This window comes from Variovorax sp. RKNM96 (assembly GCF_017161115.1).
In the GTDB taxonomy this organism is placed as follows: Bacteria; Pseudomonadota; Gammaproteobacteria; order Burkholderiales; family Burkholderiaceae_C; genus Variovorax.
Map to the genome: position 1 here is coordinate 2,512,700 of NZ_CP046508.1, position 15,580 is coordinate 2,528,279.

General features: G+C 68.1%; 15 protein-coding genes. 7 read left to right on the forward strand and 8 right to left on the reverse strand.

Features of this window, described 5'->3' with window-relative positions; genetic code table 11:
• Positions 1 to 11: 11 nt before the first annotated feature.
• The 3 genes from GNX71_RS11575 to GNX71_RS11585 are packed head-to-tail and all read left to right on the forward strand — an operon-like array spanning position 12 to position 2,984.
• Entirely contained in the window at positions 12 to 971 is a 960-nt protein-coding gene (locus GNX71_RS11575; RefSeq protein WP_206178437.1) for an ABC transporter permease, read from the forward strand.
• On the forward strand, positions 971 to 1,768 hold the full coding sequence (locus GNX71_RS11580) for an ATP-binding cassette domain-containing protein (protein WP_206178438.1): 798 nt from the start codon (positions 971 to 973) through the stop codon (positions 1,766 to 1,768). The genes GNX71_RS11575 and GNX71_RS11580 overlap by 1 nt, the downstream gene beginning before the upstream one ends.
• On the forward strand, positions 1,761 to 2,984 hold the full coding sequence (locus GNX71_RS11585) for an ROK family transcriptional regulator (protein ID WP_206178439.1): 1,224 nt from the start codon (positions 1,761 to 1,763) through the stop codon (positions 2,982 to 2,984). Before GNX71_RS11580 ends, GNX71_RS11585 begins: the two co-directional genes overlap by 8 nt.
• 49 nt (positions 2,985 to 3,033) lie before the next feature.
• Here the strand turns inward: GNX71_RS11585 and GNX71_RS11590 are convergent, their stop codons facing one another.
• Both GNX71_RS11590 and GNX71_RS11595 read right to left on the reverse strand, forming a co-directional pair.
• Complete coding sequence (locus GNX71_RS11590) at positions 3,034 to 3,459, reverse strand: hypothetical protein (RefSeq protein ID WP_241027233.1); 426 nt, start codon at positions 3,457 to 3,459, stop codon at positions 3,034 to 3,036.
• A 14-nt stretch (positions 3,460 to 3,473) separates the two neighbouring features.
• Positions 3,474 to 3,731: a hypothetical protein gene (locus tag GNX71_RS11595; protein WP_206178441.1), complete on the reverse strand. Its 258-nt coding sequence runs from the start codon at positions 3,729 to 3,731 to the stop codon at positions 3,474 to 3,476.
• Positions 3,732 to 3,897: 166 nt separating this feature from the next.
• Between GNX71_RS11595 and GNX71_RS11600 the strand changes: the two genes are divergently transcribed.
• Complete coding sequence (locus GNX71_RS11600; protein ID WP_206178442.1) at positions 3,898 to 4,542, forward strand: hypothetical protein; 645 nt, start codon at positions 3,898 to 3,900, stop codon at positions 4,540 to 4,542.
• Positions 4,543 to 4,617: 75 nt separating this feature from the next.
• Here GNX71_RS11600 and GNX71_RS11605 read toward each other — a convergent pair whose 3' ends face one another.
• From GNX71_RS11605 to GNX71_RS11630, 6 genes are all read right to left on the reverse strand, one after another.
• Positions 4,618 to 4,794, reverse strand: a complete 177-nt coding sequence (locus tag GNX71_RS11605) for a hypothetical protein (RefSeq protein WP_206178443.1) — start codon at positions 4,792 to 4,794, stop codon at positions 4,618 to 4,620.
• 121 nt (positions 4,795 to 4,915) lie between these two features.
• Positions 4,916 to 5,320, reverse strand: coding sequence for a DUF6194 family protein (locus GNX71_RS11610; protein ID WP_206178444.1), 405 nt, complete (start codon positions 5,318 to 5,320; stop codon positions 4,916 to 4,918).
• Positions 5,321 to 5,336: 16 nt separating this feature from the next.
• Positions 5,337 to 6,347, reverse strand: coding sequence for a tripartite tricarboxylate transporter substrate-binding protein (locus GNX71_RS11615; RefSeq protein ID WP_206178445.1), 1,011 nt, complete (start codon positions 6,345 to 6,347; stop codon positions 5,337 to 5,339).
• Between the two features lie 14 nt (positions 6,348 to 6,361).
• On the reverse strand, positions 6,362 to 7,762 hold the full coding sequence (locus GNX71_RS11620; RefSeq protein ID WP_206178446.1) for a sensor histidine kinase: 1,401 nt from the start codon (positions 7,760 to 7,762) through the stop codon (positions 6,362 to 6,364).
• 9 nt (positions 7,763 to 7,771) lie between these two features.
• Entirely contained in the window at positions 7,772 to 8,437 is a 666-nt protein-coding gene (locus GNX71_RS11625; RefSeq protein ID WP_176658290.1) for a response regulator, read from the reverse strand.
• 26 nt (positions 8,438 to 8,463) lie between these two features.
• Complete coding sequence (locus GNX71_RS11630) at positions 8,464 to 9,468, reverse strand: tripartite tricarboxylate transporter substrate binding protein (RefSeq protein ID WP_206178447.1); 1,005 nt, start codon at positions 9,466 to 9,468, stop codon at positions 8,464 to 8,466.
• Positions 9,469 to 9,632: 164 nt separating this feature from the next.
• Between GNX71_RS11630 and GNX71_RS11635 the strand changes: the two genes are divergently transcribed.
• The 3 genes from GNX71_RS11635 to GNX71_RS11645 all read left to right on the forward strand — a co-directional run bounded on the left by GNX71_RS11635 (position 9,633) and on the right by GNX71_RS11645 (position 15,212).
• The gene (locus GNX71_RS11635) at positions 9,633 to 12,182 is read left to right on the forward strand and encodes an SEL1-like repeat protein (protein WP_206178448.1); all 2,550 of its coding nucleotides are present in this window, start codon (positions 9,633 to 9,635) and stop codon (positions 12,180 to 12,182) included.
• 163 nt (positions 12,183 to 12,345) lie between these two features.
• A complete protein-coding gene (locus GNX71_RS11640) occupies positions 12,346 to 14,466 on the forward strand; it encodes a sensor histidine kinase (protein ID WP_241027234.1) in 2,121 nt (706 codons plus the stop codon).
• Positions 14,463 to 15,212, forward strand: a complete 750-nt coding sequence (locus GNX71_RS11645) for a response regulator transcription factor (protein WP_206178450.1) — start codon at positions 14,463 to 14,465, stop codon at positions 15,210 to 15,212. Before GNX71_RS11640 ends, GNX71_RS11645 begins: the two co-directional genes overlap by 4 nt.
• Positions 15,213 to 15,580 lie beyond the last annotated feature (368 nt).

A 15,580-nucleotide genomic window follows, 5' to 3' on the forward strand; every position in this document is an offset into this window, starting at 1 on the left:
AGGACACATCGATGGCGAAATCTGCAACGCACCACATTCCGTGGGGCGCCCTCGGGCCTTGGCTGGCCCTGCTCGGCGCATGCATCTTCTTTGCGACCCAGTCCGACCGGTTCCTGACCGGCGAGAACCTGTCGCTCATCCTGCAACAGGTGATGGTGGTCGGCGTGATCGCCATCGGCCAGACGCTGATCATCCTCACGGCCGGCATCGACCTGTCGTGCGGCATGGTGATGGCGCTGGGCGGAATCATCATGACCAAGTTCGCCACCGAGCTCGGCATGCCGGTGCCGCTGGCCATCCTCTGCGGCATCGGGGTGACGACGCTCTTCGGCCTCATCAACGGCCTGCTGGTCACGCGCATCAAGCTGCCGCCGTTCATCGTGACGCTGGGTACGCTGAACATCGCGTTCGCGATCACGCAGCTGTATTCGTCCTCGCAGACCATCACCGACCTGCCCACGGGTCTCACGGGGCTGGGCACCACCTTCGCCATCGGCAGCGCCGAAGTGGCGTGGGGCTCGGTGCTGATGGTGGCGCTCTACGGCCTCGCGTGGTTCGTGCTGCGCGAGACGGGCGCGGGCCGCCACATCTATGCGGTGGGCAACAACGCCGAGGCCACGCGCCTCGTGGGCATCCCGACGCAGCGTGTGCTCTTGGGCGTGTACGTGGCGGCGGGCGTGCTCTACGGCATCGCCTCGCTGCTGTCGGTGGCGCGCACCGGCGTGGGCGACCCGAATGCGGGGCAGACCGAGAACCTTGACGCCATCACGGCCGTGGTGCTCGGCGGCACCAGCCTCTTCGGCGGACGCGGCATCGTGCTGGGCTCGCTGATCGGCGTGCTGATCGTGGGCGTGTTCCGTAACGGGCTCACGCTGATGGGCGTGTCGTCGATCTACCAGGTGCTGGTGACGGGCGTGCTCGTGATCCTGGCGGTGGCGGCGGACCAGCTCTCGCGCAAGGGGGCACGCTGATGAACACCGTGGCAAACCCGAAGATCGTCATGCAGGCCAAGGGCCTGGTGAAGCGCTACGGCCAGGTCACCGCGCTCGACGGCGTCGACTTTGAGCTGCGCGAAGGCGAAATCCTCGCGGTGATCGGCGACAACGGCGCGGGCAAGTCCTCGCTCATCAAGGCGCTCTCGGGCGCGACCATTCCCGACGAGGGAGAGATCCTGCTCGACGGCGTGCCGGTGCACTTTCGCAATCCGCTCGATGCGCGGCGCGCGGGCATCGAGACGGTCTATCAGGACCTGGCCGTCGCGCCCGCGATGACCATCTACGAGAACCTGTTCCTCGGCCGCGAACTACGCCGCCCCGGGTTCCTCGGCAACGTGCTGCGCATGCTCGACAAGAAGAAGATGCTGCAGGAAAGCGCCGCCCGCATGGCGGACCTGAAGGTCGGCATCCAGTCGATGACGCAGGCGGTCGAAACGCTCTCGGGCGGACAGCGCCAGTGCGTGGCGGTGGCACGCAGCGCGGCCTTCGCGCGGCATGTGGTCATCATGGACGAGCCCACCGCGGCGCTCGGCGTGAAGGAGGGCAACATGGTGCTCGAGCTCATCCGCCGCGTGCGCGACCGGGGCCTGCCCGTGGTGCTCATCAGCCACAACATGCCGCATGTGTTCGAGGTGGCCGACCGCATCCACGTGGCGCGCCTGGGCAAGCGCGCGGCCGTGCTCAATCCGAAGAAGATCAGCATGAGCGACACGGTGGCGGTGATGACCGGCGCGATGACCGCTGACCAGCTGCCCGCGGAGGCGCATGCCTGATGCAGAAGTCTCTGTGCGCCTGCCCGACCTGTTGCGCCCGCGCGGCTCCAACCAGGTCGGCATGCGCCAGTTCAACGAGCGCGTTGTGCTGCAGGCGCTGCGCGTTCACACGAGCCTGCCCAAGGCCGACCTCGCGCGGCTCACGGGGCTGAGCGCCCAGACCATCGGGCTCATCACCGCGAGGCTCGAGGAAGACCAGCTCATCGTCAAGCAGAGCCGGGTGCGCGGTCGCATCGGGCAGCCTTCGGTGCCGCTGGCGCTGAACCCGGATGGCGCATTCGCCATCGGCATCAAGGTGGGGCGGCGCGGCGCGGAATGGCTCTTGATCGACTTCACCGCGCAGGTGCGTGAGCGCCATGCGATGAGTTACGACTTTCCCGATGCGGATGCATTGCTGCCCGCGATTGCCGAGCACATCCACCGGCTGCGCGACGGGCTCGGCCCGCTGGCCGCACGCAACGTCGGCGCGGGCCTGGCTGCGCCGTTCCTGCTCGGCGGATGGCATCGCACGCTGGGCCTCTCGAAGGCGCAGTCGGACGAGTGGAACCAGATGGACCTGCTGGCCGAGGTGCGAGCGCGCACCGAAGTGCCGGTGAGCTTCGCGCGCGACACGGTCGCCGCCTGCGTGGCCGAACTGGTCGGCGGGCGCGGGCACGACCTCAAGAGCTTCCTGTACATCTTCGTCGACACCTTCGTGGGCGGCGGGCTGGTCATCGACTCGCACCTGCACACGGGTGCACACGGCAACGCGGGAGCGCTGGCTTCGTTGCCGATGCAGTCGGTGCGAGCCGGCGGCATACCGCCGCCGCAGGTGATGGCCGAGGCCTCGCTGTGGGAGCTCGAGCAGCGCCTACAGGGCGAAGGGCTCGACCCTACGGCCGCCTACGACGACCGCGCGCTGCAACCGCCGTTTGCCGCCGCGACGCAGGCCTGGCTCGGCTCCGCGTCGCTGGCATTGGCGCACGCCATCGTCAGCAGCACCGCGGTGCTCGACCTCGCCGACGTGGTGATGGATGGCTCGATGTCGCGCGCGTTGCTGCAGGCCTTGCTCGACCAGACGCGTGCCGCGCTCGCTCAATGCAACTGGGAAGGCTTGTGGCCGCCTCAGTTGCATGGGGGCAGGGTGGGCGCACAAGCGTGTGCGCTAGGCGGCGCGATGTTGCCGCTGCATGCGAACTTCGCGCCGGATCATGAGGTGTTCCTGAAGGCGGCCTAGGAGAGAGCACAGGGCGTTCTCGCTCGGCGCGCCGACCAGCCTCAGGTGCTCACTGCCTGGCCGCCGCGTGCAGGTTCCGCGGCAATCTCAGCGTGCTCGCGCTGGCACCCTCGGGGCAAGGCCCGTCGGAATAGATCGCATCGCCCTCGGCCATGACGCACTTCTGCACCTCGACGAAGGCGGGTACTGCCTTGGCGGGCGGCTCTGCGGCCACCGGGGCCTCGAAGCTCGTGCTCGCCAGCGGCATGCGATAGGGCGTCGACCGGGCCGGCTCCTCGGGCGGTCGCGTCGCCGCACCCTTGGTCTCGACATAGGCCGGCATGACCGCGGGTGCCAAGGCTGGCGTGCGCGCCGCGCTCTCGTGCACCAGGTCCTTCAACGTCACATAGAAGAGAGACACCGCCACCAGCGCCACGGCCAGGCAGGGTGCCCAGTACCGCGGAGAGCCGAAGAGGGATGAAGCGGACCGGGGCACGCCGGCCTCCGGGTTCAGCGCCGCGGCCATGCCCAGCCTCCGCTCTGCAATGCACCTGCGAGCTTCGAGATGCCGCCGGTGCCGCTCGCAGCCCGCCCGATCAGCGCGCCGCCTGCTGCGCCAGCGGCGATGCGCATGAGGAACGATCGGCTGCGGCCCGCCGCAAGAAGCAGCAGCACGCCGGCGCCGAGCACGACGAGATGCTCGCCGGGGTAGTCGGCGCGCGCGGCATCTACTTTCTTGAACTTGTCGACTGTTTCTTCCAGGCTCATGGCTGAAGCTCCCAATGGTGTTTAGCGATTCTTGTTGGCAGGTGCAGTCACCCTTGTAGGCCTGCGCCATGCGCCGCGACGGAATTCGTCCCGAAAACGACGCGGACAAGAGCGCATCGGCCGCGTGTCTCGATAATGCGATCCCCTTGCAGAGAACCGGGAAAACATGAGTGCCGCAGATTTCCTTTTCGCCCCTGAGGTGCAAAAGCTCTTGATGGTCGCCTACGCGGCGCCCGACCAACCCTTTTCTTCCAGCGAACTGGCCCAGCGAACGAAGCTCGCCTCCGACGACGTGGCGCGCACGCTGGAGCACCTCGTCGGCAGCGGCATCCTGAAGCGGCACAAGCCCAAGGCAGACGAAGCCGAGGCCGTCTCCATCGACCGCGCGTTTCTCTTCCACGACGAACTGCGCAGCATCGCGCTGAAGTCGTTCGCCGCGGCGGAGCCGGTTCGCGCGATGCTGCGCAGCAAGTTCAAGGATTCGGTGCTGCGCGCCTTCGTGCTGAACGAGGACAAGGACGGCACCCTCGAACTCCTCGTCGTGCACGGCCAGCTGACGCCCGACGAAGCGGCCATGAAGGCCGCGTGCCAGAAGCTCTCGAAGAACATCCACCGACACCTGAAGGTGCATGTCATCCCGAACGCGAGGTTCAACGGCCTCACGCCGCGCGACCCGCTCATGCCGAAGCCCTCGGCACTCGAAGTCATCAAGCTCGGCGATACGAAGGCTCAACCGCCCGTCGAGAAGGTCGGCCTCCTGCAAAGCGCGAAGAAGAAACTGGCGACGCTGTCGCGCTCATCGGCATCCTGAGAAGCGAGACCGGAGACGGCTCGATCGATGTTTCTCCGCTGAACGTCTCGCCACCTTCTCGTTGACGGATCAGGATCAGGCAGATCCGAGCGCATCGTTCTTGGAGGGGTCCGGCTCCGCATCGTCGTGCTTCAGTGCGGGCTTCTGGCCGGGCTGAGGCGCGTGGATGGCGCCGGGTGCGATCTCCTCGCCGTTGTGTTTCTTTTCCTGTTGCACTTTTTTGTCGTGCGCGACATTGCGTGGGTCAGTCATGAATCCAGGTTGGATGCATGGCTGCATGCTGAACGTGGGACGAGGCGCCTGTCGAGGGTCGGCATTGGGGGCCGCCTTTGATGAAACGGCGACCTTGTCCTCTGAAAGCGATCGCGCTGAGTTACTTGCCTTTGTCCCTCGCGGCCAGCAGGTTGCGGGCCTCCATAAGCAGCGGCTTCACGGTCTCGAAGGTCTTGTCGCCCGGGTTGATCACGCTGACCCAATACATCTTTGCGTACATGGGATGCGGCATCAGCCGGTCGAGCGCGGTGTAGTCGATGTTCGCCGGCTCCTCTTCGCCGAACAGCGCGCGAAAGGTCTCCCTGCCGACGCCCACGTTGAGGCGAAAGACACCGGGGCGGTCCAGGTTCGAGGCGCTGTCGAACTCGTTGTCCTTCGTGACGATGGTCGCGAAGGGAAACTTGTTGTCCGCGCCATGAAAGAAGAAGGTGTTGTCGTCGGCCACTTCGAAATGGCCGCCGCCGAGCGAGTCGATGATGTGCTGGGTGATGTCGTCTTCGGTCATGGCAATGGGCGTGGGTTCAGGGCTTCCAGCGGCGCAGGCCGAGTTTGTCCGCGAGCGCCTGGTAGGTCTTGATGCGGACCTGCACGTAGTCGTCGAGCGCGGCGCCGGTGAGCGCGAAAGGATAAAGGCTGTGCCGCTCGCGCAGCGTGGCGTAGCCCGGCGCGGCCGTGGCTTCGGCGAATGCGGCCGCCCATGCGCGCACGTCCGCATCGGGCACTTTGGCACTCAGGTACAGGCCGCGCACGGTCGGCCAGACGATGTCGACACCTTGCTCGCGCGCGGTCGGCACGCCGGTGAGCGCACCGCCGAGCCGCGTTTCCGACAGCACCGCCAGGAGGCGCACCGCCGCGCCGCCCGCCATGGCCTGCAGCGCCTCGGCCGCATCGCCGGGGAATATGTCGACGTGCTTGCCCTGCAGCGCGCCCAGCGCATCGCCGCCGCCTTCGAAGGAAACGAAGCGCATCGCCTTGTGGTCGCGGCCCGCGGCGCGCACCAGCAGCGCAGCCTTCACCCAGTCCTGGCTGCCGACCGTGCCGCCCGCGCCGAAGGCCATGCGCGAGGGATCTTGCCGCAGCGCCGAGACCAGGTCCTGCAGGCGCTTGTAGGGCGAGTCGCGGTGCACGGCGATCACGCCGTAGTCGGTGCCGAGCGTGGCGATCCAGCGCACGGCCGACGGCGAGTGCGGGCCGAAACGGCCCTGTGCCAGGTTGAGCAGCGAGCCGCTGGAGAACGCGACCAGCGTGCCCGCACCGCCGAGCTGGCCGGTGGCGATGCGGTCGAAGGCGACGGCACCGATGCCGCCGGGCAGGTAGCGCTGGCCGAGAGGCGGGCGCGAGGGGCGCACCGCCTGCAGCGCATCGCGCGCGAGAGTGCAGGTGAGATCGAAGCCGCCGCCGGCTTTGGCGGGAATCACGCATTCGGCCGCGGCCAGCGACGGGTCGCCGGACTGCGCCGTGGCGATGCTGGACACGAGCAGTGCAGAGAGCGCGCAGAGCGCATGGCGGCGGGTGGTGGAAGGCATCTGCATGGGGTTGTGCGCCGCTAGCTGGCCGCCGGCCGGGGCCACCAGATGATCGCATGCAGTCCTGCGCCGGCCTCGCGCGCTTCGAGCCGCAACTCGCCCCGATGCCGCTGCGCGATCGACCGCGCAATCGCCAGCCCGAGCCCGAAGCCGCCCTTGCCCGCACGCGCGCCGCGGCGAAAGCGCTGGCCCAGTGCCGCGCGTTCCTCTTCGCTCAGGCCGGGGCCGTCGTCTTCGACATTGAGGCTCCAGCCCGCGGCATCGCCCGCAGCGAAGAGGGTGATGGTTCCTTCGGCCGGCGTATAGGTGATGGCGTTCGTCACGAGATTGCTCAAGGCTTCGCGCAACAGCCCCCGGTCCGCGACCGCGAAGAACTCGGGGGCGGGCGCATGGATGCCCAGGTCGATGCGCTTCGCACGCGCCAGCGGCAGCAGATCCACCGCCACTTCTCGCAGCAGCGCCGCGAGGTCGAACTCGGCGGGCTCCACCGCCACCGTGTCGCTGCGGCCGAGCGCAAGCAACTGCTGCGCGTTGCGCGTGGCGCGACCGATCTCGGTGCCGAGCGCATCGAGCGCAGCGCGCACCTGCGCCGGGTCTTCCTCGCGCCTGGCGTAGTCGGCCTGCATCTGCAGCGTGGTCAGGTGCGTGCGCAACTGGTGCGAAGCGTCGTCCAGAAACTGGCGCTGCTGCGTCACCAGGTCCTGCGTGCGCGACATCTGCTGGTTGACCGCATCCACCAGCGGGCGCACCTCGGCGGGCAGGTCGGTCTCGGCGATGCGCGTCAGGTCGTCGGGCGTGCGCGCCTCGACTTCGCGCGCGAGCCGCGACAACGGACGCAGCGCCGCGGCGAGCGCGATCGCGGTGCCGCACAGCAGCAGCGCCAGCACCAGCCCGTCGCGCAGCGCGGCGCTGCGCACGAAGCGCGCCGTGAACTCCTGCCGCGAGTGGGTGCTCTCGCCGACCTGGATCAGCACGCTGCGCCCCGTGCTGCCGGCCGGCGCGCGGTCGAGGTCACGCCGGTAGGCCGCGAGCCGCACCGCCTCGCCGAAGTAGGTCGCGTCGTAGAAGGCCGGCACGCCCATCTTCAGTTCGGCGGGCGGCGCGGGCAGGTCGGCGCTGCCCAGTTCGACGAGCCCATCGGAAGTCGCCACCCGAAAGAACACCTGGCCGCTCGCCGTGAGCTCGAAGAACTCGAACATCGTGTACGGCAACTCGACCGAGAGGCCGCCCGATGCGGTGGAGATGTTGGCGTCGATGGACTTGAGCGCGCCCAGCAGCGAGCGGTCGTAGGCGGCGTTGGCGGCGGCGAGCGCGTCGTGCCGCGTCATCCACAGCTCGAGGCCGGTCACCACCAGCAGGGCGGGGAACAGCAGCAGCGCGAGCCGCTGCCAGAGGCTCGCGCGGCGCAGGAGGCTCGGCATCACGCGCACTCAGTCCGCTTCCAGAACGTAGCCGAGGCCGCGCAGCGTGACGATGCGCACGCCGGTGCCGTCCAGGCGCTTGCGCAAACGATAGACGAACACCTCGACCGCTTCCGGATGCACCTCTTCGTCATCGGAGAACACCCGCTCCAGGATCTGCTGCTTGGACAGCGGCTCGCCACTGCGCTGCACCAGCACGCGCAGCACCGCGTGTTCGCGCGGCGACAGCGCGAGCGCCTCCCCATTCAGCACGAACTGCCGGCGCGCCCCGTCGTACACCAGCGGCCCGCACGCGAGGCGCGGATGCTCCACGCCGCGCGCACGCCGCACCAATGCATGCAGCCGCGCCTCGAGTTCGGCGAGTGCGAAAGGCTTGGCAAGGAAGTCGTCCGCGCCCGCATTGAGCGAGGCGACGCGCTCGTTCAGCGAATCGCGCGCGGTGAGGATCAGCGCCGGCAGCCGCTGGTCGCGTTCACGCAGCCGCTGCAGCACGGTGTGGCCGTCCATGCCCGGCAGGCCCAGGTCGAGCACCAGTGCATCGTGGTCGCGCTGCTGCAGCGCGCGGTCCGCGAGCCGGCCGTCGTCCACCCATTCGACCTGGATGCCCGCATGCTCCAACGCCTTGCAGAGCCAGGTGCCCAGGGTGTGTTCGTCTTCGGCCAGCAGGATGCGCATGGCGCCGATGCTAGGGCCTCGGCCGCTCAATCAGGCTTGATGTTTGCCCGGGCGATCACCTTCTGCCAGCGGGCTTGTTCCGCAGCGATGAACTGCGCGAACTGCTCCGGCGTGCCGCCGACGGCCTCGGCCGCATCGGCCGTGAGTCGCTGCATCGAGTCGGGCGACTTCACCGCCTTCATCGTCTCGGCCGAGAGCTTGGCCAGGTTCGCCGGTTCGATGTTGGCCGGCGCGAGCATGCCGTACCACTGCGTCATCTCGAAGCCCGGGAAGCCTTGCTCGGCAACGGTCGGCACATCGGGCAGTTGCGCCAGTCGCTTGGCCGAGCCGGTCGCGATGCAGCGCACCTTGCCCGCCTTGATGAACGGAATGATCGCCGCCGCGCCGATGGCCGAGGCATCGAGCCGGCCCGAGAGCAGGTCGGTCACCATCGGGCCGGTGCCGCGGTAGGGCACGTGCAGCATGAACACGTCGGCGGTCATCTTCAGGTACTCGAAGGCCAGGTGGCCCGCGCTGCCGTTGCCGGCGGACCCATAGCTCAGCTTGCCGGGCTTGGACTTGGCATAGGCGATGAACTCCTTGAGGTTCTTCGCCGGCACGTCGGGGTGCACCACGTAGAGGCTCGGCACCTTGGCCAGCAGGCTCACGGGCTTGAAGTCCTTGTTCGGGTCGTAGGGCAGCTTGGCGAAGATGTACGGGTTCACCGCCAGCGTGCCGATGTGGCCGAGGATCAGCGTGTGCTGGTCGGTGCTGCGCGCCACTTCGCTCATCGCGATGTTGCCGGCCGCGCCGGGCTTGTTGTCGACGAAGACGCTTTGGCCCAGGGTGCGCGAGAGTTCGGCGGCAGTGGAACGCGCGACGATCTCGGAGCTGCCGCCCGGCGCGAAGGGCACGACGAAGCGTACCGATTTGCTGGGCCAGGCCGACTGGGCCGAGCCCAGCGAGGGGAGGAGGCCACCGAGGGCGAGGGCGGAGCCGCCTTGTAGCCATTGGCGGCGCGTGGGTGGGGCGTTCAGGAAGTTGTCGTGCATGGTCTGTCTGCGTCTTTTGATGCGAACGCCTGCATCCTGCCCGGTCGATGCTGTCGGAATGCTGTCAGCGCGGCACAACGAAGTCCGCTTGGGCGTGCATTCGCCGAGAAGTCACGTGTAAACGTAAGTTACATTCCTCCGAAAACGACCCGAGGGAAGCGCACGTGAACCAGACAGCCCAACATTTCCTGGACTGCTATGCCTGCGGCACGGAGCCCGACGGCGGCTGGGCATTCGGCAAGGCCCTGCAGCAGGCCCAACTGGACTACACGGCCGCAAGCCTGAAGCGGGTGAACAGCCTGCTCGACCAGATCAAGGCCAAGGTGAATCCCGAGCGCGAGGCGTTCCTTGCAACGCCGGGCGGCCGCAACTTCTGCGCGCTGCTGGCGTACTACCTCATCTCCCATGTCACGAAGAACGCCGGAGCACCCGTCGACTGGCACGACACGGCCTCGGCGCAGCAGGTGCTGGGCGCAGAGCGGCCCCTGCCGCAGAAATCGTTCTCGCGCATCGTGGCGATTGCCAAGGATCCGGGCGTGGCCCTGCTGCCGCTCGGCTGGATCGAGGACAAGCTTTTCGGCGATGGTTCCGCGCCCGCGTGCGCCGACTACCTGGCCGGGGTCAGTGCGCAGCTGGACCACGCGGGTCCTTTTGTCTGGGCCGGCGCCGCGCGGTGCCTGGGCCAGTTGGCATCGCATGCGATGTTCATGGTCTCGGAAGGGGGAAGCCTCATGCCGACCGTGCTCCAGCCGAACGCCGATGGCAAAGGCTGGACATTCGTGAACATCGTCGATGAATCGTCCGACAGCGCCTTGCGTCGCGCCCGCGCGGCGCTCGCGGAGCAGAGAGAGGGGCCTCCCTTCGCCGCGTTCGCCTGCGAGGCCAGCGTGACGCTGCCGACCGGGCGCACCGACGCGATCGTGATCGAGTTGCGCTGCCGTGGCGATGCGCCGCTGGCAGTCACCCTCGTGTTTCCGTTCCGCCCCGCGAGCGATCCGCAAGGCTTTGCCATTCTCGATTCGCAACTCATCGAAGGCACGGTTCCCGTCGAGGCGCAAAGGCTTTTCAACGAGGCGATCGAAGCCGGCATCCAGGGCTTCAATTGGCCTTCGGGTTCGTGGGCGCAATACCAATCTCGCGGCCAACACAACGATGTCGTGGCGCACGACGCGGCGCCTTCGACCACGACTAGCGAAGCGCCTGCCTATGCCGATGGCCGGCGCGTGCAGGTGGGCGATGCGGTGCTCTCCGGCGGCGGGCTCTTTCCTTCGCGGGTGGCGGAAATCGTCCGCACTGGCGACGACTTCTCCGAACTGCGGCTGGAGGTCTGCAACGGCACGGAGCAACGCATTCCACCGCAGGCCGCGAAGGACACGCTCGTTTTCGTCGCCAGCGAACCGGCGGATTTCCGCTCCGCCTGCGTCCGCTGGCTCGAGCAGCAAGACTCGCCGCATGCGCAGTTCGCCCTGGGCAACCTGCTGTACCACGGGCTCGCGGTGGAGCGCGACCTGGGGCGTGCGCTGCGCCTCTGGCAGACCGCCGCCGAGTCGGGCCATGCGCCGGCCGAGCGCGAGATGGGCATCATCTATCTCGAAGGCGATGCGCTGAGCGCCAACATCTCCAAGGCCTTCAGCCTGCTGCGCCGCGCGGCGGACAAGGACGATGCGCGTGCCCTGTGCGTGCTGGGCGAAGTCCACGAGCGGGGGCAGGTCGTGCCGCAGGCGATGGGCGAGGCCATCGCGTTCTACACGCGTTCGGCGAAGCTCGGCGACCTGGCTGCGCTCACGAACCTGGCGCGCCTGCATCTGACCGGGACGGAGGTGGCATCCAGCACAGGCAAGGCCGTGGCATGGCTCACGCAGGCGGCCGAGAGCGGGTACGTGGGCGCGCAGCATCTGCTCGCCACGTGCTACCAGCAAGGCCTTGGCGTTCCGCAGGACTACGCCCGCTGCGTTCATTTCCATGCAATGGCGGCCGCGCAGGGCCATGCCATCTCGATCAACAACCTGGCCGACAAGTACGAGAACGGCACCGGCGTCGCGCAGGACCTCGGCAAAGCCCTGGCCCTCTACCGCGAGGCCGCCGACAAGAACATCGTGGCCGCCTGGTACAGCCTGGCCGGCATGTATGCCGACGGCCGCGGGGTGCCGCGCGATCTGGAGCAGGCCATCCCTTTGATGAAGCGCGCGGCCGGCTACGACTTCCTCGACGCGGCGCAGCGCCTGCGCGCGATGGAAGAGGGGCTGAACGCCGACCGTCGCGAAAAGGGCGTCGCCGCACTGGCCGACGCGCAGCGCTTCGACGCGGAGACGCTCTACGAGCTGGCCGGCAGCATCTACGAGCCTGAGATTCCGCAGTCCCTGCCGATCGCGTTCGAGCTGTACCTGCATGCCGCCGACGAGGGCCATGCCGACGCGCAACTGCAGGTCGCGTTCCGCTACCGCCAGGGCCTCGGCGTGGCGGTGGACGGGCCCAAGGCGGTCGAGTGGTATCGCAAGGCGATCGATTCGGGCAGTCCTTATGCCGCGGAGGGCCTTGGCGAGATGTACCAGTTGGGCAAGCTGGTGCCGCGGGATCTGCGACAGGCGGCCGCACTGTATGCGGAGGCCGTCGAGGCCGGCAGCTTCACCGCGGGTGGCCGGCTGGCTGCATTGCGCCGCGCGGGTGTGCCCGAGCCGAAGAAGGGCGGCAAGCCGGGGTGGAAGTTCTGGTGATCTGCCGCGCCGGCGCAGCGCTCGCCAGGCGGGGGGATGAAAGAAAAAGTAAGGTGCAAACTCCGCAGCCGCACCCCAGAATCCGGTGCGAAGCGGCGACGGGGTCGGCGCAGCGATGGCACTTTCGACGACTCGGACAACAACTTTGTTCATTGCGCCCTGCTTGACGAATTTCGGGTTGCGGCTCGCCTTGTTCCTGCTGGCGTGCCTGGCCATGCCGAGCCATGCGCAGGTGGCGCCCCTCCGGCTCGATGCGCGATTGAGCATCTTCGAGCGCAACCTCGACGGACGCTCGCAGGCCTACCGCGACCCTACCGGCCTGCTGACGCGCGAACAGGTGGCGTCACCGCCCTACGAGCAGCAATTCAAAACGCTCGAGGGCGCCTTCAACGGCGGCTACGACCGCGGCGCCTGGTGGGTGCGCTTCCAGGTCCAGGCTTCGCCCGAGCAGGTCGCACACCCGCTCGAGGGGGGCTGGTGGTTGCGGCTGAACGCGCCGTATGCCGACTACATCGACGTGTGGTGGCCCGATGCCGAAGCCGGCGCGAGCGGTGGGTTCGTGCACCGGGCGCTCGGCGGCATGCGGGCCGGCGCCAGTCGCGAGCTGCCCTGGTCGATTCCGGCGGTGCGCCTGCCCGACCCGCCCGATGCGCAGCCGCGCTGGGTCTGGGTGCGCCTGGCGGGTGACCGTACGCTGAGCCTTGCCGGCGGTGTCTCGCCGCTGCGAGAGTTGGCCGAGGTGCAGCAGCGGCTCGATTTCGCTGACGCGGCCGTCGTCGGCATGGTCCTGCTGATGGCGATGGTCAGTCTGATGATGGGCATCGCTTTGCCCGACCGACGGTTCATCGCCTACGCCGGCTACCTCCTCACGCTCGCCATGGTGTTCGCGAGCTCGGAGGGCCTGCCGGCGTCCCTGTGGCTGCAGAACAATCCCCTGGCTGCCGTTCGCCTGCACAACTTCTCGGTCTGCCTGCACACGGCCGCCGCGTTCGGATTCGCCAGGGTGCTGCTGGACATGGAACGGCAGTTCCCGCGCATGAACCGCGTGTTCCAGGTGATGACGCTCGTCTGCCTCGCGGCCTGCGCGTTCGCCCTGGCTGGCGGGTACCGGCACCTCGCACGACCGCTGAACCTGCTGTGGCTGCTCTTCGCGACCTGCATCGTGCCGATGTGCGTCGTTGCGCTGCGCCGGAACATCCATGTCTGGCCGGGGTTGGTCGGCTATGTCGTCTACCTCATGATGGGCGCGGTGCACTTCGCCAAGAACCTGCAGTGGCTGCCCTACACGCAGGTCACCCAGTACAGCTATGCGCTCGGCAGCATCCTCCACATCATGGCTTTCTTCTTCGCGCTGGGCTGGCGCGTGCGCCATCGCGAGCGGCGGGCGCTCTCGCTGTCCCTGCGGCATCGCGCGCGGCTGGCACAGCGCGTGAACGAGCGCACCCTCGATCTGCGCCAGGAGATCACGGAGCACCAGCGCACGCACGACCAGCTCGCACTGGCGCTGCGCGAGCAGCGCGGCCTGCTGGCCATGGTGTCGCACGAGTTCCGCACGCCGCTCGGCACGATCGGCGGCGCGGCGCAGATCCTTGCGGACGACCGGCTCGGCCTGGTCCGCGAAGAGGTCAAGAAGGAGGCGGAGAAGATCAGCCGCACCGTCCTTCGCATGCGCGATCTGGTGGACACCCTGCTGGCCGATGAATGGCTCGATGCGTCCAGCGAAAACCTGTGCCTGGTTCCGATCGAGCTCGCGGGGTTCCTGCGCGAGAAGATCGACGAACACAACGAGGGTGTCGCTGGCGGGCGCATTTCGCTGCGTCTCGATGCGCGCGAATTGCCGGTGCTGGCCGATGAGACGCTCTTGCACATCGCCATGGACAACCTCCTGACCAACGCCATCAAATATGCGCCGCCACATTCGCCGGTTCTGGTCAGGGCCGGAATCCGGCGCAGCCGCGCCGAAGACCTTCCGCCAGGCGAAACGGTGCCCGACGTGTGCATCCAGGTGTGCGACGAAGGTCCGGGCTTCATGCCGCATGACCTGTCGCACGTCTTCGAGCGCTTCTATCGCGCGGCCGGCACCCGGCGCATTCCGGGCATCGGGCTGGGCCTGCACATGGTGCATCGCATCGCCACGGTTCATGGTGGAAGCGTGTCTGCCTCCAACGGGGCCCGCGAGGGCGCCGTGCTGACACTGACCCTGCCTCTTCTTGGAAGTGCCGAGGGGTTGGAAACCCGGGGCGCGAACCATGCGGCAGCGCTCGGCTGGGGAGGCGACAGATGAACGCCCAGAGCCGTGTGCTGGTCATCGAGGACGACGACGACCTGCGCGACACGCTGCTGCGCTACCTGCGCGGCGTCGGCATGCTGGCCCGCGGACTGGAAAGTGCCGAGGCGCTCGACGCGGAACTGGAGCGACAGGATTTCGATGCCGTGGTGTGCGACGTCAACCTGCCGGGCGAAGACGGATTCAGCGTGCTGGCGCGCCTGCGATCGCGCAGCGCCATGCGCATCGTGATGTTGACCGCGCGCGGCATGGCGAACGATCGCCTGCACGGCCTCGGCCTCGGCGCCGACTACTACCTCGTCAAGCCGGTGAACCTGCGCGAGCTCGAGATGGTGCTCCACAACCTGTTGCAGCGCAGCCACGAAACACAAGGGCATGGGCAAGGCGCGCGCGAGCCCGCTGCGCATGCCCATGCGGTCGATGAACCCGCCGCGCAGGTGCCTTGGCGCTATCAAGGCACCACATGGTTGCTGCTGTCGCCGGCCGGCCAGCGCGTGCAGTTGTCCAACGCGGAAGCGCGGCTGCTCCAGTGCCTGATCGAGCGGCCGCGCGAAGTGGTGGACCGGGCCACGCTGCTGGCGGCAATGGGGCGGCCGGGCCTGGAGGCCTACGAACGCAACCTCGATGTCACGGTCTCGCGGCTGCGTCGCAAGGCCGAGCAGGCCAGCGGCGAGAAGCTGCCGATCGTCGCGGTGCGCGGCGAGGGCTACAGCTTCCAGGGGACCGTGCGCATCGAGCGGTGAGCGCCGCTGGTCGAATGACCGGTGGGCCTCCGCCCCCGCATCCGCTCGCCTGGATGCAGCACTGCCGCACCGCCGAATCGCGTGGCACCACGCGCCTGTCAAGCCCTTTCTTCCATCGGCAGAACCACGGTTTTCCGTAGGTGACTGCGGGCTCCTTTTGCAAGAAAAAGTAAGGTGCAAATCAGAGGGTGGAGCTTGAGAATTTCGCTCGAAGCGGCAACGCAGTGATGCCGCACATGCCATGCGCCGCGCGCGATTGCATGGCGGGAGGAGACCCCCATGAACAGCAGTACGACAGCCGCCAACCCATGGTCCTCGGCTGAATTGGCTTTTTGTTGCAGCGCTTCTTGCGCGCTGCCCACGGAGGA

What these genes read in the sequence shown, in the direction of transcription:
- GNX71_RS11625 (WP_176658290.1), bottom strand. Translation starts at nt 8,437, where the DNA reads ATGCGCATCCTGCTGGCCGAAGACGAACACACCCTGGGCACCTGGCTC.
- GNX71_RS11580 (WP_206178438.1), top strand. Translation starts at nt 971, where the DNA reads ATGAACACCGTGGCAAACCCGAAGATCGTCATGCAGGCCAAGGGCCTG.
- GNX71_RS11600 (WP_206178442.1), top strand. Translation starts at nt 3,898, where the DNA reads ATGAGTGCCGCAGATTTCCTTTTCGCCCCTGAGGTGCAAAAGCTCTTG.
- GNX71_RS11630 (WP_206178447.1), bottom strand. Translation starts at nt 9,468, where the DNA reads ATGCACGACAACTTCCTGAACGCCCCACCCACGCGCCGCCAATGGCTA.
- GNX71_RS11605 (WP_206178443.1), bottom strand. Translation starts at nt 4,794, where the DNA reads ATGACTGACCCACGCAATGTCGCGCACGACAAAAAAGTGCAACAGGAA.
- GNX71_RS11575 (WP_206178437.1), top strand. Translation starts at nt 12, where the DNA reads ATGGCGAAATCTGCAACGCACCACATTCCGTGGGGCGCCCTCGGGCCT.
- GNX71_RS11645 (WP_206178450.1), top strand. Translation starts at nt 14,463, where the DNA reads ATGAACGCCCAGAGCCGTGTGCTGGTCATCGAGGACGACGACGACCTG.
- GNX71_RS11585 (WP_206178439.1), top strand. Translation starts at nt 1,761, where the DNA reads ATGCCTGATGCAGAAGTCTCTGTGCGCCTGCCCGACCTGTTGCGCCCG.
- GNX71_RS11620 (WP_206178446.1), bottom strand. Translation starts at nt 7,762, where the DNA reads ATGCCGAGCCTCCTGCGCCGCGCGAGCCTCTGGCAGCGGCTCGCGCTG.
- GNX71_RS11595 (WP_206178441.1), bottom strand. Translation starts at nt 3,731, where the DNA reads ATGAGCCTGGAAGAAACAGTCGACAAGTTCAAGAAAGTAGATGCCGCG.
- GNX71_RS11615 (WP_206178445.1), bottom strand. Translation starts at nt 6,347, where the DNA reads ATGCAGATGCCTTCCACCACCCGCCGCCATGCGCTCTGCGCGCTCTCT.
- GNX71_RS11610 (WP_206178444.1), bottom strand. Translation starts at nt 5,320, where the DNA reads ATGACCGAAGACGACATCACCCAGCACATCATCGACTCGCTCGGCGGC.